Origin of the sequence: Peptacetobacter hiranonis (assembly GCF_008151785.1) — a bacterium.
In the GTDB taxonomy this organism is placed as follows: domain Bacteria; phylum Bacillota; class Clostridia; order Peptostreptococcales; family Peptostreptococcaceae; genus Peptacetobacter; species Peptacetobacter hiranonis.
Genome location: NZ_CP036523.1, coordinates 1,653,898 through 1,676,918 on the forward strand (window position 1 = coordinate 1,653,898; position 23,021 = coordinate 1,676,918).

At 28.0% G+C, this 23,021-nt stretch carries 27 protein-coding genes; 10 read left to right on the forward strand and 17 right to left on the reverse strand.

Translation table 11 applies throughout. The features are described from left to right. Positions 1 to 19 precede the first annotated feature (19 nt). The 6 genes from KGNDJEFE_RS07870 to KGNDJEFE_RS07895 all read left to right on the forward strand — a co-directional run bounded on the left by KGNDJEFE_RS07870 (position 20) and on the right by KGNDJEFE_RS07895 (position 4,706). On the forward strand, positions 20 to 256 hold the full coding sequence (locus KGNDJEFE_RS07870; protein WP_006439258.1) for a hypothetical protein: 237 nt from the start codon (positions 20 to 22) through the stop codon (positions 254 to 256). A 15-nt stretch (positions 257 to 271) separates the two neighbouring features. Continuing rightward, positions 272 to 847, forward strand: a complete 576-nt coding sequence (locus KGNDJEFE_RS07875) for a hypothetical protein (protein ID WP_006439257.1) — start codon at positions 272 to 274, stop codon at positions 845 to 847. Positions 848 to 863: 16 nt separating this feature from the next. Next, complete coding sequence (locus KGNDJEFE_RS07880) at positions 864 to 1,094, forward strand: ABC-three component system middle component 6 (protein ID WP_040410227.1); 231 nt, start codon at positions 864 to 866, stop codon at positions 1,092 to 1,094. After that, the gene (locus tag KGNDJEFE_RS07885) at positions 1,085 to 2,746 is read left to right on the forward strand and encodes a DUF2326 domain-containing protein (protein ID WP_006439255.1); all 1,662 of its coding nucleotides are present in this window, start codon (positions 1,085 to 1,087) and stop codon (positions 2,744 to 2,746) included. The genes KGNDJEFE_RS07880 and KGNDJEFE_RS07885 overlap by 10 nt, the downstream gene beginning before the upstream one ends. 123 nt (positions 2,747 to 2,869) lie before the next feature. Beyond that, complete coding sequence (locus KGNDJEFE_RS07890; protein ID WP_006439254.1) at positions 2,870 to 3,058, forward strand: hypothetical protein; 189 nt, start codon at positions 2,870 to 2,872, stop codon at positions 3,056 to 3,058. Next, a complete protein-coding gene (locus tag KGNDJEFE_RS07895; RefSeq protein ID WP_006439253.1) occupies positions 3,036 to 4,706 on the forward strand; it encodes a recombinase family protein in 1,671 nt (556 codons plus the stop codon). The genes KGNDJEFE_RS07890 and KGNDJEFE_RS07895 overlap by 23 nt, the downstream gene beginning before the upstream one ends. Before the next feature lie 19 nt (positions 4,707 to 4,725). Here the strand turns inward: KGNDJEFE_RS07895 and KGNDJEFE_RS07900 are convergent, their stop codons facing one another. The 7 genes from KGNDJEFE_RS07900 to KGNDJEFE_RS07930 all read right to left on the reverse strand — a co-directional run bounded on the left by KGNDJEFE_RS07900 (position 4,726) and on the right by KGNDJEFE_RS07930 (position 9,517). Beyond that, positions 4,726 to 5,670, reverse strand: a complete 945-nt coding sequence (locus tag KGNDJEFE_RS07900) for a hypothetical protein (RefSeq protein WP_006439252.1) — start codon at positions 5,668 to 5,670, stop codon at positions 4,726 to 4,728. A gap of 16 nt (positions 5,671 to 5,686) precedes the next feature. After that, complete coding sequence (locus tag KGNDJEFE_RS07905; protein ID WP_006439251.1) at positions 5,687 to 6,295, reverse strand: hypothetical protein; 609 nt, start codon at positions 6,293 to 6,295, stop codon at positions 5,687 to 5,689. A gap of 3 nt (positions 6,296 to 6,298) precedes the next feature. After that, the gene (locus KGNDJEFE_RS07910) at positions 6,299 to 6,790 is read right to left on the reverse strand and encodes a hypothetical protein (protein WP_006439250.1); all 492 of its coding nucleotides are present in this window, start codon (positions 6,788 to 6,790) and stop codon (positions 6,299 to 6,301) included. A gap of 243 nt (positions 6,791 to 7,033) precedes the next feature. Next, the gene (locus KGNDJEFE_RS07915) at positions 7,034 to 7,231 is read right to left on the reverse strand and encodes a hypothetical protein (protein WP_006439249.1); all 198 of its coding nucleotides are present in this window, start codon (positions 7,229 to 7,231) and stop codon (positions 7,034 to 7,036) included. 266 nt (positions 7,232 to 7,497) lie between these two features. Then, a complete protein-coding gene (locus KGNDJEFE_RS07920; RefSeq protein ID WP_006439248.1) occupies positions 7,498 to 8,073 on the reverse strand; it encodes a hypothetical protein in 576 nt (191 codons plus the stop codon). Between the two features lie 41 nt (positions 8,074 to 8,114). Further along, entirely contained in the window at positions 8,115 to 9,230 is a 1,116-nt protein-coding gene (locus KGNDJEFE_RS07925) for a 4-hydroxybutyrate dehydrogenase (protein ID WP_006439247.1), read from the reverse strand. Positions 9,231 to 9,295: 65 nt separating this feature from the next. Further along, the gene (locus tag KGNDJEFE_RS07930; RefSeq protein ID WP_006439246.1) at positions 9,296 to 9,517 is read right to left on the reverse strand and encodes a YdbC family protein; all 222 of its coding nucleotides are present in this window, start codon (positions 9,515 to 9,517) and stop codon (positions 9,296 to 9,298) included. A gap of 264 nt (positions 9,518 to 9,781) precedes the next feature. On the opposite strand from KGNDJEFE_RS07930, the gene KGNDJEFE_RS07935 reads away from it, so the two are divergent. Together KGNDJEFE_RS07935 and KGNDJEFE_RS07940 are read left to right on the forward strand one after the other, a co-directional pair. Next, on the forward strand, positions 9,782 to 10,870 hold the full coding sequence (locus KGNDJEFE_RS07935; RefSeq protein WP_006439245.1) for a helix-turn-helix domain-containing protein: 1,089 nt from the start codon (positions 9,782 to 9,784) through the stop codon (positions 10,868 to 10,870). Between the two features lie 289 nt (positions 10,871 to 11,159). Beyond that, positions 11,160 to 11,681, forward strand: coding sequence for a YfbM family protein (locus KGNDJEFE_RS07940; protein WP_006439244.1), 522 nt, complete (start codon positions 11,160 to 11,162; stop codon positions 11,679 to 11,681). Positions 11,682 to 11,767: 86 nt separating this feature from the next. Here KGNDJEFE_RS07940 and KGNDJEFE_RS07945 read toward each other — a convergent pair whose 3' ends face one another. Next, entirely contained in the window at positions 11,768 to 12,343 is a 576-nt protein-coding gene (locus KGNDJEFE_RS07945; RefSeq protein WP_040410226.1) for a uracil-DNA glycosylase, read from the reverse strand. 39 nt (positions 12,344 to 12,382) lie between these two features. Beyond that, a complete protein-coding gene (locus tag KGNDJEFE_RS07950) occupies positions 12,383 to 12,868 on the reverse strand; it encodes a hypothetical protein (protein WP_006439242.1) in 486 nt (161 codons plus the stop codon). Positions 12,869 to 13,214: 346 nt separating this feature from the next. Here KGNDJEFE_RS07950 and KGNDJEFE_RS07955 point away from each other — a divergent pair, with 346 nt between their 5' ends. After that, a complete protein-coding gene (locus KGNDJEFE_RS07955; RefSeq protein ID WP_006439241.1) occupies positions 13,215 to 14,333 on the forward strand; it encodes a DUF1002 domain-containing protein in 1,119 nt (372 codons plus the stop codon). A gap of 39 nt (positions 14,334 to 14,372) precedes the next feature. Further along, positions 14,373 to 15,200: a DUF4300 family protein gene (locus KGNDJEFE_RS07960; RefSeq protein ID WP_006439240.1), complete on the forward strand. Its 828-nt coding sequence runs from the start codon at positions 14,373 to 14,375 to the stop codon at positions 15,198 to 15,200. Between the two features lie 48 nt (positions 15,201 to 15,248). On the opposite strand, the gene KGNDJEFE_RS07965 is transcribed toward KGNDJEFE_RS07960, so the two are convergent. From KGNDJEFE_RS07965 to KGNDJEFE_RS07995, 8 genes are all read right to left on the reverse strand, one after another. After that, entirely contained in the window at positions 15,249 to 16,610 is a 1,362-nt protein-coding gene (locus KGNDJEFE_RS07965) for an ATP-binding protein (protein ID WP_006439239.1), read from the reverse strand. After that, positions 16,604 to 17,119: a LytR/AlgR family response regulator transcription factor gene (locus KGNDJEFE_RS07970; RefSeq protein ID WP_006439238.1), complete on the reverse strand. Its 516-nt coding sequence runs from the start codon at positions 17,117 to 17,119 to the stop codon at positions 16,604 to 16,606. The genes KGNDJEFE_RS07965 and KGNDJEFE_RS07970 overlap by 7 nt, the downstream gene beginning before the upstream one ends. Beyond that, positions 17,106 to 17,300 carry a response regulator gene (locus tag KGNDJEFE_RS11900; protein WP_242649205.1) on the reverse strand — a complete coding sequence of 65 codons (195 nt, stop codon included), beginning with the start codon at positions 17,298 to 17,300 and terminating at the stop codon, positions 17,106 to 17,108. Before KGNDJEFE_RS11900 ends, KGNDJEFE_RS07970 begins: the two co-directional genes overlap by 14 nt. Before the next feature lie 356 nt (positions 17,301 to 17,656). Continuing rightward, a complete protein-coding gene (locus KGNDJEFE_RS07975) occupies positions 17,657 to 19,360 on the reverse strand; it encodes an amino acid ABC transporter ATP-binding/permease protein (RefSeq protein WP_006439236.1) in 1,704 nt (567 codons plus the stop codon). A gap of 28 nt (positions 19,361 to 19,388) precedes the next feature. Continuing rightward, positions 19,389 to 21,044: an ABC transporter ATP-binding protein/permease gene (locus KGNDJEFE_RS07980; protein ID WP_242649204.1), complete on the reverse strand. Its 1,656-nt coding sequence runs from the start codon at positions 21,042 to 21,044 to the stop codon at positions 19,389 to 19,391. A 49-nt stretch (positions 21,045 to 21,093) separates the two neighbouring features. After that, positions 21,094 to 21,456: a YbaN family protein gene (locus tag KGNDJEFE_RS07985; RefSeq protein ID WP_006439234.1), complete on the reverse strand. Its 363-nt coding sequence runs from the start codon at positions 21,454 to 21,456 to the stop codon at positions 21,094 to 21,096. Then, on the reverse strand, positions 21,453 to 21,683 hold the full coding sequence (locus KGNDJEFE_RS07990) for a hypothetical protein (RefSeq protein WP_170239662.1): 231 nt from the start codon (positions 21,681 to 21,683) through the stop codon (positions 21,453 to 21,455). The genes KGNDJEFE_RS07985 and KGNDJEFE_RS07990 overlap by 4 nt, the downstream gene beginning before the upstream one ends. Before the next feature lie 349 nt (positions 21,684 to 22,032). Beyond that, positions 22,033 to 22,647, reverse strand: a complete 615-nt coding sequence (locus KGNDJEFE_RS07995; protein WP_006439232.1) for a helix-turn-helix domain-containing protein — start codon at positions 22,645 to 22,647, stop codon at positions 22,033 to 22,035. Positions 22,648 to 23,021: the final 374 nt, after the last annotated feature.

A 23,021-nucleotide genomic window follows, 5' to 3' on the forward strand; every position in this document is an offset into this window, starting at 1 on the left:
AATAAGGAGATGATTAATCGTGGAAAAAGTTAGTTTATTTTTATCAATTATTGTTAGCATATTGAATATAGCTGCTTTCTTTTGCACAAAAAAAGAAAAAAATGAATGTCTTAAAATAAAAAATGATATAGAAGGTATTCTAAGCAATAATGTAAATATAATTAACAACCGTAATAGTAATATATCTAGTGATACATACAATTTGGATACAATAAAAAAAATCGATAATAGAAATAAATTTAATATGAACCATTAAAAAGAAGGTGATTGCATGACTAATATAAGTAAAAATTTTAATAGTAATATATCTAATGATACATATCATATAGATAAAGTTAAAAATCTTGAAATTATTCAAGCCAATAGCCCAGAAGAATATTCCGATGTTAGTAAGATTATTAAAACTATGATTTCCAGACGAAGTGAAAGGAAAATAGAGGAAAAACCTAGAAAATCATATAGTATATGTGATAAAATGGAATTTAATAATTTAACAGGTAATATAACTTACAAAATTGAGAATTTACATATTTATAAATTTGATTTGGTAGTAGATGTTATTGAATCTCTAGAAGAATTTGAGACAGAAATTCGAAGTGAGTTATTTGAATATTACTGGTCTATATATCTAGAAGTATTAGATAAATTTTCTATAGATTTAAAAGATTATGCTAAAATAAGAGAACATTCTTCAAAAATTTATTTAGAAATACAACAATATATAGAATCTGACTTGTATTCTCTAAAAAATTGTAATATAGCAAAAAATAAACTAAAAACATATTCAGAAGCTATTACAGCATTTGTTTTTTATAGTTGTAAATTTTTATTACCTGTATCTGAATAATGAAAGGGGTTTTTTTATGATTGTTGATTTTGATAAAAAACCTTCTAAATCTATTATCTATACTACTTCTATAGTGTTAGAATATCTAAAGAATAAAAATAATTGTTTAAATATTGAAAATATCCTTGAATATTCATTAGAAAAAGGAGTCGATTACGCTCTTTTCTTTTTATCTATAGATTGGTTATTTTTAATAGGTGTTGTTAAAAATATTAATGATAGAAATGAGTTGGTTTTATGCGATTAAAAAAATTAGAAGTTATCAATACCATTGATAATACTTTAATAAGAGAAATTATTTTTAATAAAAATGGATTATCTTTATTTGTTGACGATACAAATAAAGGCAGTGGTAGTAATATTGGAAAAAGTACCGCTGCTAAGGTAATAGATTTATGCCTTGGAGCCAAAAGTACATCTGATATTTACAAAGAAGATGATACTGGTGAAAATGAGGTAGTTAAAAATTTTATTATAAGAAATAAAGTTAGAGCTAAATTATATACTGAAATTGATGGAATGGAATACATTTTTGGAAGAGACTTATTTCCAAGAGGTAAATGCTTTATAAATGAAGAAATCTGTAAAAGTTCTGATAAATTTAGAGATGATTTAAATTCAATAATTTTTGATAATAATAATAGTAAACCAACATTTAGACAGTTAATATCTAAATTTATAAGACTAGATGATATAAATGAAAATAATTTATTAAAATATATACCTAGTACATCAAATTTAACTTATCATCTAGTTTATAGTTTTCTTTTAAAACTCAATACTGAAAATTATGACTCATATGATGCTCTAGAAACAAATAAATCTTTACAAAAGGAAATTAATGTTATTTTGAAAAAAAATGCGGTATCAAGCCCGGAAGAACTAGAAACAAAAGTTATGCTATTAAATTCTAGCTTAGAGGATCTTAAAGAAACTTATAAAAACTTAAGTGTTTTTGATGATTTTGAGAACAAAAGAAAACATATAAACGAATTAACTCATAAAATAAATTTGCTTGAAGAAGAAATTGATTATTTAACTTTGAGAAAAAATATTTTAGATGATAAAATTAATAAAGAAAATGCAAAAATTTCAAATATAGACCATTCTTCTTTAAAAAAATTATATGATGAAACTGTTAGTATCAATTTAGAAAATACTCTAAAATCATTTAAAGAACTTGAAGATTTTCACAATGGAATGATAAACAAGAGAATTGACATATTAGATAAAAATCAGATAGAAATTCAAAATAGAATATGTGAATTAGATATAAAATTAAAATCTTTAAAAGAAGAATTTGAACAAAACTATACTACATTTGATTTTGAATTTGCTAATAAATTTGAAGAGCATTTTGATACCTATAATCAGACTAAAGAAAATTATATTGTAGCAAAAGATGATTATCAATATGTTTTAAAATTAAATAAAGAAATAAATGATAATTTAAAAATAGCAAATAATTCAAATACACATAAAGAAAGCTTAAAAGATATAGAAATGAATTTTAATAACTATTTTTCGTTATTAACTAATGATATACTTGGAGAAAAATTCGCTTTATGTATAACAGACGATAAAGAAAAATTCCCTCTTAGTATAACTGGTTTAAACGGAAAGCTTGGAACTGGTACTAAGAAAGCTATGATTTCTTGTTTCGATTTAGCTCTAATTGAATATGCGATAGATAAAAAAATTAAAATGCCTTATTTTGAAATTCATGACAAAATGGAAAATATTCCTTTATCTGAATTAGAAAATATTATAAAAAAATCTAGAACTTTAGATAGCCAATATATATTCCCTATTTTAAGAGATAGAATTAAAGATCTTGGAGTATCCGATAGCGAAATTGTACTTAAGTTATCTAAAGAGGAAAAGTTCTTTTTAATATAAAGTTTCCCATATCTGGGAAACTTTTTTTATCTCTATATCATATTTTTATCTATTTTTTCATCTCTATTTTAAGACGTTAAAAACACCAAACGTATGTTTTAATACATTTAGGAGGTGGATTTAATGTTTAAACTTTACAAAATAAAAATCAAAATATCACTACTAACATTGACTAACAAATCTTTATACTATCTGAAAAAACTATTAAACATAAAAGTAGTTGAAGACCTTTACGTTTCAAGCTACTACAAAATAATATCTCTATTTTCTGAGCTTGAGAGTGTTATAAATGAAAGCAGCTCTTTACGTTAGAGTATCGACAACTTATCAGATAGATAAAGATTCGTTACCAGTTCAACGTCAGGATTTAATCAACTACGCAAAATATGCTTTTAATATCGACGACTATAAAATATTTGAGGATGCAGGGTTCTCTGGTAAAAATACTAATAGACCAGCATTTCAAAATATGATGGATAGAATAAGATCAAGAGAGTTCTCTCACCTTTTTGTATGGAAAATAGATAGGGTAAGTCGTAATCTTTTAGACTTCTGTGATATGTATGAAGAACTGAAAAAATATAACTGTACTTTCGTTTCTAAGAACGAACAATTCGACACCAGTTCAGCGATGGGTGAGGCAATGCTTAAAATAATACTTGTATTCGCCGAACTTGAAAGAAAATTAACTTCTGAGAGGGTTACTTCAATAATGCTTGCAAGAGCCGAAAAAGGACTATGGAATGGAGCTAATGTTCCTCTAGGATATTCCTATGATGAGGAAACTAAGTATCCTGTAATAAATGAGAATGAGGCTAAAACGATTAGATTTATATTTGATATGTACGAAAAAAGACAGTCTACTGCTGCTATATCAAAATACTTAAATGAAAATAATGTACATACAAAACGTGGTGGTAGTTGGACTAGTAAAGGTATTGGAGATATAATCCATAACCCATTCTACTATGGAACGTTAAGATATAACTATCGTGAGTCAGCACGAGGTAAAAAGAAGTCTGAGGATGAATGGATTGTAAAAGAAAACAACCATGAAGGAATTATATCAAAGGAGCAATGGTTACGTTGTAATAAGATTATAGAAGAAAATGCTAAAAAGAATGCTTCCAGATTTAGAAGTATGAATCAGATTCAGCATATCTTCGGTGGACTTATTTATTGTAAGACTTGTGGAGCTAAATATATCTGTTCTTTGGATAAGCCTCGTAAGGATGGTTATAAACCTAGTAGATATATATGCGGTGGAAAAATAAAAGGAGTTATCTGTGACAATAAAATTGTAACTGATGTTACTATAGGTGATTTTATGCTCCAGTACGTTTTGAATTTCATTAGCTGCATAAACAAAATTCCTTCTAATCTTGAAGATTTAGAAAATAGACTTTTAGGTAATTATGATGTGTGCCTGGACTATGACTCTTTATATGATACTTTTTCTATGCTGGCATATATAAAACAAATGAGAAAAAATAATTATAAGTATGAGGATCTAGATAAGATAGTTGATTTTGAGAAGGTAAAAAGTAATAAATCTGAGATAGATTCTCTTCTTGAAAATAAATCTAAACTTGAAAGAGCTGCAGAACGTCTTACTAATCTTTATTTATATGATGATGTTCCTATGTCTGAGAGAGAGTTTTATAAACGTAAAACTGAGATAGAAGACAAGCTATCTGAAGTAAATGAAAAACTAAATGCTTTGAATAATGAAAAGAATAAACCTAAGATAACTGACTTAGGATTTATGGATGAGATGGATGACTTACTTCTTAGACTAGACTTTACTGGCTCTTCTTTAAGGGAATTGACTATGAATAACGATAGGAAAATATTGAAGGACTTCTTTGAAACGATAATTGAAAAAATAATAGTCTGTGATAAAAGAGTTGACTCTATAGTTTTTAGAAATGGATTAGTACATAAATTTTACTATAAATAAAAAGAGGGCTAGTGTTTTACTAGTCCTCTTTTACTTCTATATTAACTTTTTCAATTTTATCATCAGCTATATTATTTTTTTTGATTTTTTCAATTTTATCATTTATATCATCAGCTATTACTTTTAAAAATTCATTGTACTTTTCTTCATTCCAATTATCACTATCTTTTTCTAAGTTATATTCTTGATTAATAATAGGCATTATTTCTAAATATGTTAGAAGTGTTAATTTAACAAATTTCTCATCCTCATTATCATAATCTAAATCTCCATTATATGACATTGTTCCTACAGATATTAACTCTTTTTGTAATAAAAGATTTAAACTTTGATGAATACTATATTTTAATTCCAATTCTATATTTCTTAAACACTTACTTTCTAACAAGAAGGATAATGTGCTCAAAAGATTCATAACTGATTCGCCTCTAGCCATTACTTTTGTCTGTGAATCATTTGAATCACCTTCAAAATATTTTATAGATTGAAGATATAAATCTGACAAATTATTGCTTTCTGTTTCAATACAAGTATTTCCTAAATAAATTCTACTTATTAACCATAATAATAAGTCATCATCTATCTTAGGCATATTTTTTTCTATCTCTAATCTTTTATCATATCCTAAAATACGCCTTAAGAAAGTTCTTGATCTGCTATTTTTATCTATAATATAATTTATTGATTCTCCAATCGAATAAATTATAATCCTATTAGATTTATGAAAATCTTCATTATTATCACTTTTTTCTGTATAATTAAACCTTATACAATTATATTGTATATTTTTACCATTTAATTTAATCTCTTTATTTGTTTCAAATAATTTATCTATATTACAATCATACCATTGTCCACTATCATTAATAATTTCACAATTTTTTTCTATTTCTTCTATTACTTCATCTATACTTTTTTTATATTTATCATGCCAACGTGTAGTCTTTTCAACGAATTTCATCATATATTTTACCTCTTTACTATAAAGTAATTTTAAATTTATTATTTCGTAAATTTATAAAAAATCTATTTAATTTGTTGCCACAAACTAATTCAGGTTTTATTTCTATATTCCCACCTAGGTTTTCATATGTATCTTTTGTAAACGAAATCAAAAATTCTTTTTCTATATTTCCGCTTCCTTGTACTAATTTACTCATATCTATAACATAACTACCTTCATCATCAACATATGCAATTTCTCCATTACTTTGTATAGTAAAAAATGAATTTTGAGGAATTTTTATTTTAGCTTTTTTTATTATTTTAGTATTTCCATTAAAAGATACTATCATATTTATTTCTGATAGTCCCAATTTATTAACCGATATTTTAGGTATTGATGTAATTTCTGGAACGGTATATTTTTGATAAAAAACTATTTCTAGATTACATTTATAACTTGTTATCTTTTCTGAAATATATTCCAATAAAAGGTCTATAAAAATCATATATAATGCTAAACATGTAGCAAATGCATCTCCCGGAGAAATAAACGGAATTTTTGAAATTAAATTAAAAGAATTAGTTAGATATATAGAAATAATAACTTTTATAAATTCTTTTACCCCTTTTAAAAAAAATTTCATATTTTACTTGAACATTCCTTCTTCTATTATTTTAATAATTTCTTTCTCTATAGCCAAATAACTTTCTTCGTTAACAGCTAATATTCCATTTGCCTGTATAAAAAATTTAGTAAACAAATTATTATACTTTCCTTTAAAATATATTCTTTTTATTTCTATAGAAGTTTCTTCTGCTAGAAACTCCAATTTTTTAATTAATTTAACACGATTTTCTTTTAGCTTACTTTCATTTTTTATTATTGCTTGAATATCAAAATAATCATCATCTTCTTCCATAAATTCTATATTATAAAGTATAAAATCTTTTTTAATAAATGAATCAATTATTTTTATCATTAGCTCTGAGGTTATTATAATTTGTCTATAGCCATTTGAGCGCTGGTTCTTTACAAAATGATAGTAGAATGCTTCTTTTTCTTTGTCATAGTCAACACAAACTACTTTTCTAGTTCCATCAAATACCTTACTAAAAACTTTAGATTTTCTATCAGCCATAATTATAATACCCTCCTTTCAAAAAAATAAAAGTAGCTTTAAGCTACCCATCTGATAAAATAATAGTGGGAACTTAAACCCTAACTATCTATAAAAAATTTTGTCTTGTATGTCAAGTAAAATTATACTATAAATTAACTTTTTTTTCAATCAAAATATCACTATATGTGATACTATAAATATATATTATTTCTATAACAAATAAAAAAGGACATTAGCGAATACATTGAAATCACTAATGTCTTATTTCGTGTTTAGGTAATTCATCTGACACCCGAATGTACATAACCCCATGACAGGACGACGACCTTTCTCTTTTGCCCATTTATCATTCAAATCTCTGACCTTATCCATATAAGTTTCCTGTACTTCTAATTTATGTGGGTCCATTACTTTCTGTCTTGGTTTCTTTACTTCTTTGTTTATGTTAATTGTTTCCATTTTTTTCTCCTTTTCTATTTATAACATCCTTTTTATTTTATCATAATGCAAAAAATAAAAAAAGAGAAGAACAAAAGTGTTCTCCTCAAATATAATATTATAATCATTCTTTTTCTAAATTTATCCACATTAAAATTTATCTACATTAAAATTAATTTAAAAAACTATATTTTCATATTCTACTTACATACATAGATTATATAGCTTTTATTTCTTGCTAAAATAAAAACTATTATAACTATGTATATATTCTTTATGAAATTCTTTTAATTATTTTGTAATCCTAAAAAACGATTATACCGATCTTCATCTGAACATAGTTTTAAAAATTCTATTTCTCTCTTTATAATAAGTTTTTCTATTTCTGTATCAACTTTTTTAACTTTTTCTCTAATTAATGATTCTACTAAATCAGTTAATGGTTCTCCTAAAGATTTTTTGAAATTAAAACCTAATATTTGCAATATAGTAATTGTTTCTTTAGAAATAATAGATTTTATTATTTCTAATCCTTCTTTTATTTTTTCTTTTTCTTCCTCTTCAAAAGCAGTTTTTTTCAATATCTGTTCAGCAAGAGGGATTATATTTTCTATAATATACTCTATTTCATTATCAGTTATCTTTTGTGTTATTATTTTTTCTTGGTAAGCCTGTGCTATTTGTATTAAATTATTTTTATCTGATATTAGTTCATTTATTATCTCTTCTAACTTTATAATAGTTTCCTCATTATCACCCTTTTTCTTAGCAACGTTTATCTTATCAAAAATTGATTCAACGCTTCTATTTCCAACTATATTAGCCAACTCCATACCTAATGTTAAAATTTCTTTTGAGACCATTAATACACACATCCATTCTAATTAATAAATTTTTTAATCATCTAATATAACTCTCTATAAATCTCCATCATCTCTTCAACATCAAACTTCACATAGCTCTGATTCAACAGACGCTGCTGACTCTTCTCAACACTAACAGCAAAGCTCTCTATCTCATCTTCCTTCATACCATAATCTCTAAGAGGCTTTCTAACGATAACCTTTTCAAGCAGCTTCTCAATCTCAGGATAAACATCATCTGGATCGCATCCCATAACACTACCTAAAAACTCATTAAGCTCTTTAATAAATCCTGTTGGATTTGCAGCCTGATAATGCTTAAACACTGCTGTCAAGAACTGATAATTAGCCTCTCCATGTGTAACATGGTACACTCCACTTAAAGGATAGCTCAACCGATGCACTGCCCCTGTTCCAGCATTTGCAAATGATATACCCGCTAAGTTAGAAGCAACTAAAAACTCTTCTAACAAATTAAATCTATACTCTTGCCCATTTTCTGTGATAAGTTTGAAACCTTTTAAAAGCATCTCCATTGCCTTAGTTGCAAACATTCTTGTATATAAATTGGCTTTTGGTGAAACATAACTTTCAATTGCATGAATTAGTGCATCAATTGCGCTAGTTGCAAAGAAATCATAAGAAAGCTCAGTTAAAAACTCTGGTATTATTATTGCATAATCTGGGAATATTGATGGATCCGCAAGCCCTATTTTTGTACCCATTTCGACAAATTCAGCTATAGATACACTACTAACTTCACTTCCTGCACCACAAGTGGTTGGAACTGCTATTATAGGTAGTTCCTTTTCTAGTGGTATTTTTCTCTGATAGTAGTCTGCTGCATCTCCATTTCCAGCTAAAACAAGTATTTTAGCCATATCTATAACTGCTCCACCACCGATTGCTATTACACGATTGCAGCCAGATTTTCTAAAATCCTCTAAAAGAGCATTTACCATTACATCTGTAGGCTCACCTTTTCCATAATCGCTCTTAAAGAACACCTTTGCTTTAAGCCCCATATCTGAAAAGTATTTATTATAAATTGTCTTTGTAGCTAAAATAAAGTCACTTTCTCCTATCTCAAACTCCCTAACAAACTCTTCACAGCTTTTATACTGATTTACCTGAGTTATATTTTGAAACATTTTCATAATATAATTTCTCCCCTCTAATACTATCCTTTTTATTTATAATTATTATAGTTTTCTTAAACTATTTATATATCCATTTCATTTAATATTCTTTTTAATTCTCTTAATTCATCAGCCGATAGAGTAACTCCTTTACCCATCTTCTCATGTCCTGGTGCCCAATCTCTTATATCATATTTTGGCGCTCTATCATTCCAACTGATTAGATTTATCTCCTTAGTCCATCCAGAACTATTTTCTGAAACAACTCCAACCTCTTTAACTATATTGTATTTTATCCCCGCCATATAAATCACCCCTTCAAAATTAATATCTAAATAGATTATACTACAATTCCACAAATTTTATAGAAGTTATATTTACAAAAGTACTACTTATCACATTTATAAAACTACTTAATTTATAAACTCACTTAACCAATAGTTAAATTTTTTGATTAAAAGTTGAAAACAGCTCCATTGTCCCCAGCTAACACTTTTGATATCATAATCTTAATAAGAAATGCATTTCATACAAAATACAGATTTCTACATAACAAAGGACGTGACTTTATGAACATAAATCAAATAATAAAAGAAAAAAGAAAAGCTCTTTCTCTAACTCAAGAACAACTTGCTAACCAGCTTGGTGTATCTACTCCAGCCGTTAGTAAATGGGAAAGTGGAGCTTCTTACCCAGATATAACAATACTTCCAAATCTTGCAAAAATATTAAAAACAGATATAAACACTTTACTATCATTCCAATCAGATTTATCCGATGAAGAAATAAATAATCGGATAAAAGATTTATCAAGCTTTGCACTTAATCACACTATAGATGAAATATTTGAAAAATCAATGGATATAATTTCAGAGTATCCAAACTGCTACAAACTAATACTAAATGTAGCTTTATCTTTAGATGGCTTTGCAATATTTAAAGTAGGAAACTCTGATTTAGATAAGCTTGAAAAATTATCACTAAAAGTAGAAGAATTATATCGAAAAGTTATGGACTCTACAGATGTAAATATAAAAAGTCTTGCTCGGCAACAGTTAATATTTAAAGAAGTTAATAGAAAAAATTTTGATAAAGCAGAAGAACTTTTAGAAACCATTCCTGATAAACTAATGGTTGATAAATCAGAACTTAAAACCAGAGTGGAATTCGCTAAAGGTAACTTAAACGAAGCTAAAAAAGCTGCTCAAGAAAAGTTGTACGCACTTGCTTCAGATGTAAATTCTCAATTATTACTTCTTTTAGATATAGAACTCAATCAAGGAAATATAGAAACAGCTAAATATATCACTGACGTATCTTGTAATCTATGCAAAACACTAGATATTTGGGAATATACAGCAAACTTAGGTAAATTCCAATTCTACATTAAAACTAAAAATGCTGATGCTTTTGTAGAAACACTTTCAGCACTTATAGAAACATATGGTGACATATTTAAACAAAATAACTCTCCTCTATATAGTGAAATTAACCTGGTTAAAGATAACTATGATGATAATTTTACTAATAATTTTATAGACACATTTATGTCTACTATAATAAAATCTCTTGAAACAGATGATGAACTTGACTTTGTGAAAGATAATCCAAAATTCAAAGAAATCATAGCATCAGCTATAACAAAATCGAATAGATAAATTTGTAAAAATAGTCTACTGTTTTCCCTAAACAACTGATACAGTAGTCTATTTTTTTATCCAAAATTTTTCATGCCAAAATATACTTGATATATTTTTAATTTTCTAAAAACATAATGACTATCTCAAGAAAACGATATATAATATAAGAAGATAACATAATAAAATAAACTGAAAAATAATATTTTTTTATAAAAACAAAAAAGTTTGTTAAATTTATTCACATTGTCAAATTAAAAACAAGCTTATGTATTAAACTATTAATTTATAACTTTAGGAGGATGAAAAGATGGGACTAATTGCAAATTATCAAGAAATTAATACAGAAGACCTTGACAGAATTGTCGAAACTATTGAATCTGAAGTCGAAATAAACTTATATAGAGAACTAGATAATTTAGCTAACAATGAATCTTTAAACCAGTACAACATGGATAAAATGTGGGATTCTTTAAACTTTTTAATAACAGAGGAAACTCACGAAGACTTATCTTTTAAGAGCTTAGTAACAGATGCTATTTTTGGTAGCTGCCAATTCCCTGACGATATGGTAGATATATACCTTGCATTTGTAGCTCCAGATGGTGTATGTGATGTTGCTGATGCACTAAATGACATAGATATAGATGAGTATCTTGACGAATTTGATATGAAAAAATTCGCTAAGCATGAAGTATACCCTAACATTTGGGAACATGAAGATGAAAAAGAATTGATAAAAGCGGATTTAAAAACTTGTTTTGAAGATCTTAAAGAGTTCTACACTGAAACAGCTAAAAACGGAAACTGTGCTCTAGTATTTATAGGATAGTATTATAAAATAACTAAAATAGTATTAAATTACTTTTAACGATAAAAAAGACGGCGAATTACTTCAACCGTCTTTTTTTATTCCATTTATTCATTATCTTCGCTTATTATTCCAAGCTCGTCGATTTTCTTTTTAATTTCTTTTAAATCCTCAAACGCCGTTCTTTTCTTTGCTGCATCTCTAAGTAAAGCTGACGGATGGTATGTTGCAATCATCCAACAGTTCTTTTTCTTGTACCAAATACCATGCTCTTTAGTTATTCTAAACTTAGAATCGATAATAGACTGAGCTGCTATTCTTCCTAAACATACAATAATCTGTGGTTTTATTAGAGCAAACTGGTATCTTAAATACTCTATACAGCAATTTTTTTCGTCTGGCTCTGGATCTCTATTACCAGGTGGTCTACATTTTACAACATTTGCAATATAAACATCGTTTCTACTAAGGTCTATACAAGCAAGCATTTTATCTAGTAGTTGTCCAGCTGGTCCAACAAAAGGTACTCCAGAAAGGTCTTCCTTTTCACCAGGCCCCTCTCCAATAAGAAGTATCTTTGCCTTTCTATTTCCTCCACCTACAACTACATTTGTCCTGTTTTCAGCAAGTCTACATCTATTACAGGTTTTGCAAGCAGATTCTAGTATTTCCCATGAAAACATACCTATCACCTAGCCTAATTTAAATTAATAAATTCATTATTATTTATGGTCATGTCCACAATCACAGTCGTGGTCATGGCATCCACAGTCACAATCAGCTGCGTGTTCTGCTTCATGAGCTTTTACTTCTTCTTCCATAGCTTTAAATTCCTGTACCATAACTTCATATTCAGGTAAATCTTTTTCTTCGTTTTCTTCACCTCTCCAGTCAGCGTACATCATCTGATCTCCATTAGTTAAAACTACTCTTCCTGATAAAGTTACATCGTCTATTTCTTCAAGTCTTTCTATGTGTTTTTCAAGAGCATCTCCTTCCATTGGAGCATCTTCATCTAAACACTGAACTACCATTACTGGAGCATAGTATCCCTCTTCATCTACAACGTTAACTAAAACGTCTATTTCACCTTCCATACCTTCTGCAAATTCAGCTAGTGGCACATTAGTATCTATCATATCTAGTGGCACATATAAATTTTCTGTTAAGTATTTTATTACTCTATCCTGAACTAATTCTTTTGACATTTTTTATTCCTCCTAAAATTTTTTAAATTATTTTAATTTCATATAATTATTTTACCACATTCTCTTTATACTTAACATTTTTATTTATACTTTCAAATATTTTTTCTACCTTTAAATTCTATTATTTTTATTGAATTAAAAATTATTTTTATTATCATAATAATAGTAGAACAATCTTTTTTTAATGAATAATTTGTAACTTATTTATTCATTTTATTTACAATTCACTATTCTTTTGTAACCTTAATAACATAATTGTAATCGCATTATTCAAAAAAATAGTGTATATTAAGTATAGTGAATGTGCAGTGTACCTCACTGCAAATTTATTTTTAGGAGGTTTAATATGAAGATTAAACAGAAATTATCTGCAATAGCACTTTCAGCTACAATGATATTAAGCAGTCTTTCTATAGCTTTTGCGGATGGATCAAAAGTCGTTACTATTGGAGCCGACTTAAATGCTCAGCAGAGACAGATGATGTTAGATTACTTCGGAGTTTCTGAGAATGAAGCAATGATTATAAACGTAACAAATGCAGAGGAAAGAAAATATCTTCAGGGCGTTGCAACTGATGCACAGTTAGGTAGAAGAACTATTTCTTGTGCTTATGTTGAACCAACTGCTGGAAAAGATGGTATCAATGTAAAAACAGCTAACCTTACTTGGGTTACAAGCTCAATGATAGCTTCAACACTTACTACTGCAGGTCTTACAAGTGCCAATGTAATAGCTGCTGCACCATATGCAGTTAGTGGTACTGGAGCATTAACAGGTGTTATAAAAGCATTTGAAGATGCTTCTGGAGAAAAACTAGATGAAACTAAAAAAGAACTTGCCAATGAAGAGCTTGTTACTACTGGTGATTTAGGTGATGAAATCGGTCAGGATAAAGCTGCTGGTGTTGTAAATGACGTTAAAAATGAGGTAATAAAAGAAGGAACTAGCGATACTACTCAAATTGCCGACATAATAAACAACGTTACTAATAACTACAACGTAACTCTTACACCAGAACAAATTCGGGCACTTACATCTTTAATGGAAAAAATTGGTGCTCAGAACTACAACTACAACGATATAAAAGTTACATTAGAAAATGTTAAATTTAATATAAACGAAAATCTATCAGCTATAGGTGAAAATGTAGACACAGTTGGTTTATTTGAAAAAATAAAACATTGGTTTGCTAACCTAGGTGGTGGAGCTGACACTGGTATATTAGAACAGACTGATGAATCAGCTCTTGGATCTGATGCTGTTGTAAATGCTACTCAGGACAAAGTTGAAGAAGCTGCAAATGCTGCACTTAATAAAGCTGGTGAATTAGCAAGCCAGGCTGCCGACAAAGCTGGAGAAGCTGCAGATAAAGCAAAAGAGGCTTATGACAAAGCTGAAGAACAGGGATTATTTGATAAAATAAGAGCTTGGTTCGAAAATGTTTTAAGTGGATTTGGTAACTAATTATATATATTTGCTAACTATTAGCTAAAGGATAATACTATGAAAAATAAATTCAAAAAAATTATTGCGCTTCTAAGTGTTTGCACTATATCAGCACTTGGATTTGTAGGATGTACTTCAAACAAAGACATCATGTATTCTAATATGCAGGATACAAAATCTAGAGAAGAAGTTTTCTCAGAATTAAAAAAACATGATGTATCAGACAATCAGATAAATAAATTAATTGAATGGATGGATGACTTCAACTCTTATGTAAAAGATGGTCAATTATCTAATGGCCTTAAAAAAATGGATGGAGATTTAGTCGATTACTCTACTCTTGAGCTTAAAGACATGCCTTCATACTATGTAAATTGTAGATTAACATCATTTATGATTATGAAAAATGCTTTAACTACAAACTGTAAACCAGATGACTCTGATACATATTTAATGCTAGACTTAGATGCCATAGATACTGATAAGCCAATTTCTATGACTGAGCAGGAAAAGCTAAATTACACTACTCTATTTAACTGGATTCCTCTTGATGATGCAAAAACATTAGAACAGCACGAGGAAAAAATAGAAACAGCGTTAAAAGATAGGGATATTAAAATAGACGAATCTAAAGGATTATCTATTATAAATATCTACGTTCACTCTACCTTTGACAATGTTCGTTTTGTAGGCCACATTGGTGTACTTATGGATACCAAAGACGGACTTTTATTCGTCGAAAAATACGGGCCAGATACTCCATTCCAGGCTACAAAATTCCACAATAGAGAAGAATTAAAAAAATATCTACTAGCTAGACCTGACTTATACGGTGAAAAAGACGAAGTAGCTCCAATAATAACAGAAAACAATAAAGTAATATAAAAACAAAAGGGATGTTGTAACTTATGGTTTCAACACCCCTTTTTTATATCAACTCTCATATATATGTAGATAAATACTAACTACAAATTTTTCTTCTTCCTCTTTTATTCTAATATCCCCACCATACTTATTTATAGAAGATTTTATACTTTCTATACCTATCCCATGATAAAACTTATCCTTCTTAGATGTGATAAATCTACCTTTATTATCTCTACTAGAATGAATATTTTTAGACTTACTATTCTCACATCTTATAACAAAATATCCTTTTATACTCGTCGTTCTCAATGTAATATATCTCTTTTGATCCTCATCTATCTTAGCACACGCTTCTATAGCATTATCAATCAAATTTGAAAAAATACTACTTATATCAATCATCTCCATAAAATCACATTCTCTAAAATCTATAAGTGTATTAAACTCTATCTCATTTTTTAGGCATTCTTTATTTTTCTCAAATAAAATAATATCTAATAACGTATTTCCAGTGTTATACACACGGCTATTTTCCTTAACTTCTTTCTCTATACTATATATATACTCGTCTATTTCTGAGCTATTACTTTTCATAGATTTTATATTTTTTATATGGTTGTTCATATCGTGATATACTTGCCTCATTTTTTTCTGGTTTTCTTCCATATCTAAGTAGTACTTATACTGCATTTTTAATTTCTCATTCACAATCTGCATTTTTGCATTTTCTTTTTCTAATTTCACATAATTTACAAATATAAATATCAAAATCATATTTATTATTACTAAAATATACGGAAATACAGATTCTATAAATCCGGATAAATTTATAGTAGATAACATTTTATCGTATTCTATATTATTCTCTACCAAAATTTCATAAAAATCCTCAATTTTACTTGAAAATGTATTTAAAAATACAATTATCAAAGCATTTGTAATCACCGCCAATGATATGTATATTTTGTATTTATTTTTATTATAAAAGTCATTTAATCTATTATAGAAACATACACCTATAAAAATAATCGTAGAACTTATTATTAAGTCCATTAAACATGTAGTATAGGCATTGTATCTTAGTGACATAGATATCATCCAATAAATAGAAGACTCTAGCAGAATATATAAAAAACTGTAGATAAATGAGATTATAATCGTATTTCTAGCATCTAAATCATATATAAACCTACAAATCAAGTTAAGCATAATTATAATAGCAGCTAATATTTGAAATCTTACCATTCCAAAAGGAAGCCCTATAAATATAATTGTTATTGCTGTTACAATATAACTAACTATACTTCTAAAATCTTTTCCTAATTTTAAATAATATCCTCTTTTATTCATAAATATTAAAAAACTAATTACAAATAACAACATATTTACAGAAGATAAAATCCTATATACATTATACAAATCTAACATAACTTATCCTCTATCAAATCAAAGAACTTATCTTTTATTTCTTTATATTTATTCCTACTCAAAGGAACTTCCTCATCATTTTCAAGAATAGCAGTATATCTTTTTACACTCTTTATATATTCTAAATTCACAAGGTAACTCTTGTGGCATCTGATAAACGTATCACTATTTATTTCACTTTCAAAATTACTCATAGTACCTTTTGTTTCATAAATACCGTTTAGTGTATGAACAGTTATATCATTTCTCTGAACTTCTATATACATTATATCTTTTAAACTAAGCTTTACCCTTGCATCGCCTTCTTTTATTACAATGCTTTTTTTCAATAGATTTATATCATTTAAACAATTTATTAAACTAGTTTTCAAATCATCGTATTTAACAGGCTTTAGCAAATATCTATATGCTTTCACCTCATATCCTTCTAAAGCATATTCTACAAATGAAGTAATGAATATTATCTCTACTTTATCATCTACTTTCCTAATCTCTCTAGCAGTTTCCATCCATTTGTATGTCCATTAAAATTATATCTGCGTCATTTTTATATGCCTCTATTAAACTCTCACCAGAATTATATATTTTTATTTCATATTCTATATTTAAATTGCCTAAAATATCTACAACTTTAGATTTTACAAACTCTTGATCATTCTTATCGTTTTCGCATATTACTATATTTACCAATTTTTCCTCCACTACATAAGTTAATTTTATAATATTCAATTTAATCTTATCTTACACATTTACTTATGTCAATTGGCGAAAAAAAGAAGTGACTATACATCCACTTACGCTTTTAGTCACTCCTTTCTTATTTACTTAATTTTTTTGTTATCATATTAAAATATTGTCGCAATCTATATTTCAGCAACCAAAAATTTTGTATGCAAACATGAATTAAATTGCTCGACAATTCTGCAAGCGCCCCACAACCGCTAAATGTGTTACATAAATGTGTGGGGCGCTGAAGCCTGGAGAGCAATTAATCGTGTTGGATGCAAAATTTGTTGCTGAAAATAATTGCGACACCATGTATTTTACTATGATGCCCTTCCATTATTCATATTTATCACTCTATCTGCAATTTTCATTGTAGATTTTCTATGAGATACAATTACAATCGTCTTTTTATCTCTTTCTTCATTTAACACCTTTAAAATAGCTCCTTCATTTAAACTATCCAAATTACTAGTAGGCTCATCTAGCAGAATAATGTCGCTATCATGTAAAAATGCTCTAGCTATACCTATTCTCTGTCTTTCCCCACCAGAAAGCTGATGATGTCCTTCACCTATTATAGTGTCGTATCCGTTTGGAAGACTTTCAATAAACTCGTGTATATTAGCCTTCTTACAAGCCTCTATCACACCTTCATCAGATGCATTTAAATTAGCAAGTTTTACATTATTTTTTATACTATCTACAAATAAATATGTATCTTGTATTACATAACTTTCAGAATTTCTTAAATCACTAGTATTCCAATCTTTTATATTTATTCCAGATATATTTATCTCCCCTGATGATGTATCAAAGAATCTCATCATAAGTTTAAGCAATGTAGATTTCCCAGATCCACTCTTTCCAGAAATACCTACAATCTCTCCCTTTGCAATATTCATACTAACATCATCTAAAATAACTTCATCTGGATTTGTATTATATGCAAAGTTTACATTTTTACATTCAATTAATTTTGAATTATTTTCATCGCTTTCATGTAATTTTCCTGCGATAGACATACTTTCATTTCCTTCAACTTCTTCTATTAAAGGAGTTTCTTCAAGTATATTTAATATTCTATCTCCACTCGCAAATGTATGAAGAAGATTGTTTGCAAGATTGCTAAGTGCTGTAACTGGTCCAAAAGATCCTAATAGTCCTATAGTACATATCACTGTACCCTCGTTACTAATCATTCCTTTTGAATTTAGATACACACAAGTCAAAAGCATAATTAAAGAAAATCCTATTATCAAGCTATCACAATTTCCTCTTGATCTACCTTCACATTTCTTTAAATCATCGTTTAATTCTGCCAAGTAGTCGCTCTGTCTATCTATTTCTTCAATTCTATCTTTTCCGTATCCATACTGAATAACTTCTCTAAGACCTCTTATACTGTCTAATAAGTATGTGTTTATCTCACCAAACCGTCCTCTATATGTACTTCCTGCTTTTTTCCCCATGTTGCTGGTTATCATAGGAAGTATTGCACCTACAGATATATAAGCCACAAGTGCAATAAGTGCAGCAATTACACTGTACTGAGCAAAGAACACCACCATTATAAGACAAGTTATAAATGCTATACATACAGGTGAAATTGTATGTGCATAGAATACCTCTAAAAGCTCTATATCACTAGTTATTATAGATATTAAGTTTCCCTTATCTTTTCCTTCTAGCTTTGCTGGAGCTAATTTTCTAAGTGCTTTAAATACTTTATCTCTTATTATAGCAAGTAGTTTAAATGCTATATAATGGTTTGAAGCCTGTTCTCCATATCTAAGTGCACCTCTTAAAACTGCCATAATTCCAACAGCTATAAATACAGTTTTTAAACTTATACTACTCTCTCCAATTATAGAAAGTAATCCATATCCACCCATTATCGCTATAAATATAGCACATAAAAATCCTACTACACCAAGCAGTATAGCCATTATCATTATAGGAAGCATCGGCTTAACAAGCCCTATAAGCTGCATAACAATCTGCATTCCACTTCTTTTTCTTTCCATTACATAGCCTCCTCTCTAACATATAATTCTAATTCTTTCTGAGCTGTGTACATTTTTTCGTACCGTCCTTTTTTTTCATAAGCTCACTGTGAGTTCCTTTTTCTATAATATTTCCCGAATCCATCATGTATATCTCTTCACTTTCTACATCTATATTACTTGTTGCCTCGTCAAATATGTATATCTCGCTATCGTGAAGTAATGCTCTAGCTATACAAAGTCTCTGTCTTTGTCCCCCTGATAAATTACTCGCTTGCTCAGCAATCTTAGTTTCTAATCCTTCTAATGTAGAGAAGAATTCGTATAAGTTTACTGATTTTAACGCATCCAATAATTTATCGTCTTTTATATCATGTCTTCCCATAAGAAGATTTTTCCTAACTGTTCCTTTAAATAAATAATTTTGGAATGAAACCATAGTCATTAGTTTCATCTTTTCATCTGTGCTTATTTCTTCTGAATTTCTATTTTTTATAGATAATTTTCCAGAATTTATTTTGTTGTAACCCATTAAAATAGAAGCTAATGTACTCTTTCCACATCCAGATTCCCCTACAATAGATACAAATGAATTTTTAGGTATTTCAAATGATATTCCCTTTATAACATTTTTACCTTCTTCATATCCAAATTCTATATTTTCTCCTGATATATATGTTTTATCTTCTGTATTTTTATCCACAGATACTTCTTTTACATTATTAGAATATTCTTTTTCTACGTTTGAATCTTCTTCCATATCTATAAGTCTAAACATTTTTTCACTTGCAGCCATACCATTCATAGCTATGTGGAAGAATGATCCAAGTAATCTAAGTGGTATAAAGAACTCAGCAGATAAAAGTATTATCGCAAGTGCCTGAGAGAAATCTATATTTCCCTGTGCAAATTCTAAACTTGCAAATACAACCCCTAGCGCACTTCCTCCGTATGCAATTAAGTCCATCAATGTAACTGAGTTTAGCTGCATTGTAAGGACCTTCATTGTTATTCTTCTAAAGTTTTCTGCGTCTACATTCATTTCTTCATTTTTGAATTCATCGCTCTGATATACCTTCAATGTTGTAAGTCCCTGCATATTATCTAGAAAATGATCTCCAAGCTGAACATAGCTTCCCCAATATTTTGCAAGTAATTTCTTTGCAAATTTCTGTATCCGTATTATTGATATTGGTATAAGTGGAACGCATATAAACAGTACAAATGCTGTCTTTAAGCTCATAAATGATACAAGTACAAATAATGTCATCGGTGCTAATAAACTGTAAAATAACTGTGGTAAATATTTACTAAAGTATATTTCTAGCTGCTCAACACCCTCCGCAGATACTTGTAGTATTTCTGATGTAGAGAATTTATCTTGATATTTATCTCCTATTTTTAATAGTTTTTCATAAATCATATGTCTTAGCTTGCTCTTTACTACCTTACTTGACTCACCTGAACATACTGATTCTTTATACATAACAATATGTCTTATCGCCATAACTACAATAGATATAATAGCTGTTTTTATTATTTCCCCTGTTTCTGCTCCTCCATTTATAGCCTTTTGAAGTAGGCTAGTCAGTGTAAACACCATGACTATATTACATAATAGTGCTATCCACTGTAAAAATACCTGTAGTTTTATGTATTTTTTAGTATCCCCCATTTCATTTATAAGTCTTTTATTTATCATCATATCTTTAAATCTCCTATCAACCTAACCTTTATCATGCTTTAAATTTTAATTATGCCCTAATTGTTTTAACCTTGAATATAAAGTAATAATACTTAAATGCTATAAGAGCTAAGATTGTCATTCTTCCGTATATATTGTTCATTGAAAAGAATGCTCCTAAAAGCAATATAGATGCAAAAGCTAATATATAAACCTTTGTATTCATTTTCATCTCTCTATTATTTACAAAGTCCTCAAGATGATTTTTATAAAGCTTTGTTTTCTTAAACCAAGCATCTAGTTTTTTGCTTCCTTTTGCAAAGCAAACTGCTGCAACAAGTAAAAATGGTGTCGTAGGAAGTACCGGAAGTACAATTCCTATAGATCCTATAATCATCGCCACAAACCCCAAAACAACATATACTATTTTCATATCAAAACTCCTCCTATGTGTATTATTATTAAAATAGCCGATACACCAGCCAATAATCTGTGTAAAATTGCCCATTTTTCTTTATTAATTTTTCTAAATATTATTAAAATTGACATCATCAGTATAAACATCCAAGCTATTTTTCCAGACATCATCCCTTCTGTAGCTCCATTTTTTATAGCAACAATTCCATGAATTAGAGATAATATTAAAAATATAATTGCCAAGATACTGTGATTTTTCTTTAGCTGGCAGTATATTCTGTTCTTTATTCTCTCCTTTTTAGAATTAGATAACTTTATCTTACTTAGTGGATATATCGCCATCAACCCGATAAATATTATCGTGGCTATTATTGATAGTGTCGTACTCAACATATTATTTTTTAATTCCTTTCTCTTTTTTATAAATGATATTTAATAGTTATTGATATTTAATATCATTTATGACATTATTATTTTATCACTATTGAAATTATTTCGCAATAACTTTTAGTATTAGTTGATAATATTTTTCAATAAATAAGCATAAAAAAAGACTGCCACAAGTTATTATTGCAACAGTCATTTTTTATGCTTATTTATTCTTTTCTTCTTCAAAGTAAGGATTTGGGACACTTACTATGATTACTTTTGTCACCTTATTAGTCTTATTTAAAAGAGAATGATTTTGATTTACTATCTTACTATCTTCTCCATTCTTTAACATCACTTTATTCTTATATGAATAATGTATTGAATCTCCTGGATATAGGTCTACCTCTGATTCAGCCATATTTAGAGTTAATATACCTTCTAGAACATATATAAATTCTTCTCCCGAATAATTAAATCCATCGCTTTCTGCAGTTCCAGGAAGTATCTCTATTAATTTTGGAAACATTATTTTATCAGTTAGATTAGAAGATAGATGATAATTTATATACTTACCATCTGTTATCTCAAAGACTTCTTTTTCATAACTTCTTATAACAGTTTTTTTATGTTCTTTTGGTTTCATAAAGAAATAAGTTAAATCTACTTCTAATACATCAGCAATTTTTTCAAGTGAGTCTGTAGCTACACTTGTAAGACCTCTTTCTAACTGCGATAAAAATCCTATTGATAGATTCGTTTTTTCGCTCATATCTTTAAGAGTCATCTGTTTCTGTGTTCTGAGTCTTTTTATTTTAGCACCTATATTTTTATTCATTAAGCTCACCCCTACAGATTTATTTTTTATATACTATCCTATCCACATATTTTTATGTAGACAAAAAATTTAGAAAATTCTTTTGTGCTTCATTTATTCAAGAATTTTTCTTTATACTTTTATTGTATATTTTTTTCTGATAAAAAACAATCTATTATGCAAATAATTTTTGTATACATTCAATTTTTTATATTTTAGGGTATATTTTTTTATTTTATCAGTTTAAAAAATGTTTTCTCTTTTATTATTATGAATATTATTTTCTTAATCAAAAATTAACTATAATATAAAGTTTATTTTTTTATTAGTATCATTAAAATTTTTAATAACTTTTCTTTATAGAAAGAAAACCCTACAGATTTAAAATAATTTTT

What these genes read in the sequence shown, in the direction of transcription:
- KGNDJEFE_RS07960 (WP_006439240.1), top strand. Translation starts at nt 14,373, where the DNA reads ATGAAAAATAAATTCAAAAAAATTATTGCGCTTCTAAGTGTTTGCACT.
- KGNDJEFE_RS07985 (WP_006439234.1), bottom strand. Translation starts at nt 21,456, where the DNA reads ATGAAAATAGTATATGTTGTTTTGGGGTTTGTGGCGATGATTATAGGA.
- KGNDJEFE_RS07940 (WP_006439244.1), top strand. Translation starts at nt 11,160, where the DNA reads ATGGGACTAATTGCAAATTATCAAGAAATTAATACAGAAGACCTTGAC.
- KGNDJEFE_RS07875 (WP_006439257.1), top strand. Translation starts at nt 272, where the DNA reads ATGACTAATATAAGTAAAAATTTTAATAGTAATATATCTAATGATACA.
- KGNDJEFE_RS07895 (WP_006439253.1), top strand. Translation starts at nt 3,036, where the DNA reads ATGAAAGCAGCTCTTTACGTTAGAGTATCGACAACTTATCAGATAGAT.
- KGNDJEFE_RS07950 (WP_006439242.1), bottom strand. Translation starts at nt 12,868, where the DNA reads ATGTCAAAAGAATTAGTTCAGGATAGAGTAATAAAATACTTAACAGAA.
- KGNDJEFE_RS07890 (WP_006439254.1), top strand. Translation starts at nt 2,870, where the DNA reads ATGTTTAAACTTTACAAAATAAAAATCAAAATATCACTACTAACATTG.
- KGNDJEFE_RS07885 (WP_006439255.1), top strand. Translation starts at nt 1,085, where the DNA reads ATGCGATTAAAAAAATTAGAAGTTATCAATACCATTGATAATACTTTA.
- KGNDJEFE_RS07965 (WP_006439239.1), bottom strand. Translation starts at nt 16,610, where the DNA reads ATGTTAGATTTGTATAATGTATATAGGATTTTATCTTCTGTAAATATG.
- KGNDJEFE_RS07920 (WP_006439248.1), bottom strand. Translation starts at nt 8,073, where the DNA reads ATGGTCTCAAAAGAAATTTTAACATTAGGTATGGAGTTGGCTAATATA.
- KGNDJEFE_RS07910 (WP_006439250.1), bottom strand. Translation starts at nt 6,790, where the DNA reads ATGGCTGATAGAAAATCTAAAGTTTTTAGTAAGGTATTTGATGGAACT.
- KGNDJEFE_RS07935 (WP_006439245.1), top strand. Translation starts at nt 9,782, where the DNA reads ATGAACATAAATCAAATAATAAAAGAAAAAAGAAAAGCTCTTTCTCTA.
- KGNDJEFE_RS07995 (WP_006439232.1), bottom strand. Translation starts at nt 22,647, where the DNA reads ATGAATAAAAATATAGGTGCTAAAATAAAAAGACTCAGAACACAGAAA.
- KGNDJEFE_RS07975 (WP_006439236.1), bottom strand. Translation starts at nt 19,360, where the DNA reads ATGGAAAGAAAAAGAAGTGGAATGCAGATTGTTATGCAGCTTATAGGG.
- KGNDJEFE_RS07945 (WP_040410226.1), bottom strand. Translation starts at nt 12,343, where the DNA reads ATGTTTTCATGGGAAATACTAGAATCTGCTTGCAAAACCTGTAATAGA.
- KGNDJEFE_RS07880 (WP_040410227.1), top strand. Translation starts at nt 864, where the DNA reads ATGATTGTTGATTTTGATAAAAAACCTTCTAAATCTATTATCTATACT.
- KGNDJEFE_RS07900 (WP_006439252.1), bottom strand. Translation starts at nt 5,670, where the DNA reads ATGATGAAATTCGTTGAAAAGACTACACGTTGGCATGATAAATATAAA.
- KGNDJEFE_RS07925 (WP_006439247.1), bottom strand. Translation starts at nt 9,230, where the DNA reads ATGAAAATGTTTCAAAATATAACTCAGGTAAATCAGTATAAAAGCTGT.
- KGNDJEFE_RS07915 (WP_006439249.1), bottom strand. Translation starts at nt 7,231, where the DNA reads ATGGAAACAATTAACATAAACAAAGAAGTAAAGAAACCAAGACAGAAA.
- KGNDJEFE_RS07955 (WP_006439241.1), top strand. Translation starts at nt 13,215, where the DNA reads ATGAAGATTAAACAGAAATTATCTGCAATAGCACTTTCAGCTACAATG.
- KGNDJEFE_RS07905 (WP_006439251.1), bottom strand. Translation starts at nt 6,295, where the DNA reads ATGAAATTTTTTTTAAAAGGGGTAAAAGAATTTATAAAAGTTATTATT.
- KGNDJEFE_RS07980 (WP_242649204.1), bottom strand. Translation starts at nt 21,044, where the DNA reads ATGATGATAAATAAAAGACTTATAAATGAAATGGGGGATACTAAAAAA.
- KGNDJEFE_RS07930 (WP_006439246.1), bottom strand. Translation starts at nt 9,517, where the DNA reads ATGGCGGGGATAAAATACAATATAGTTAAAGAGGTTGGAGTTGTTTCA.
- KGNDJEFE_RS07970 (WP_006439238.1), bottom strand. Translation starts at nt 17,119, where the DNA reads ATGGAAACTGCTAGAGAGATTAGGAAAGTAGATGATAAAGTAGAGATA.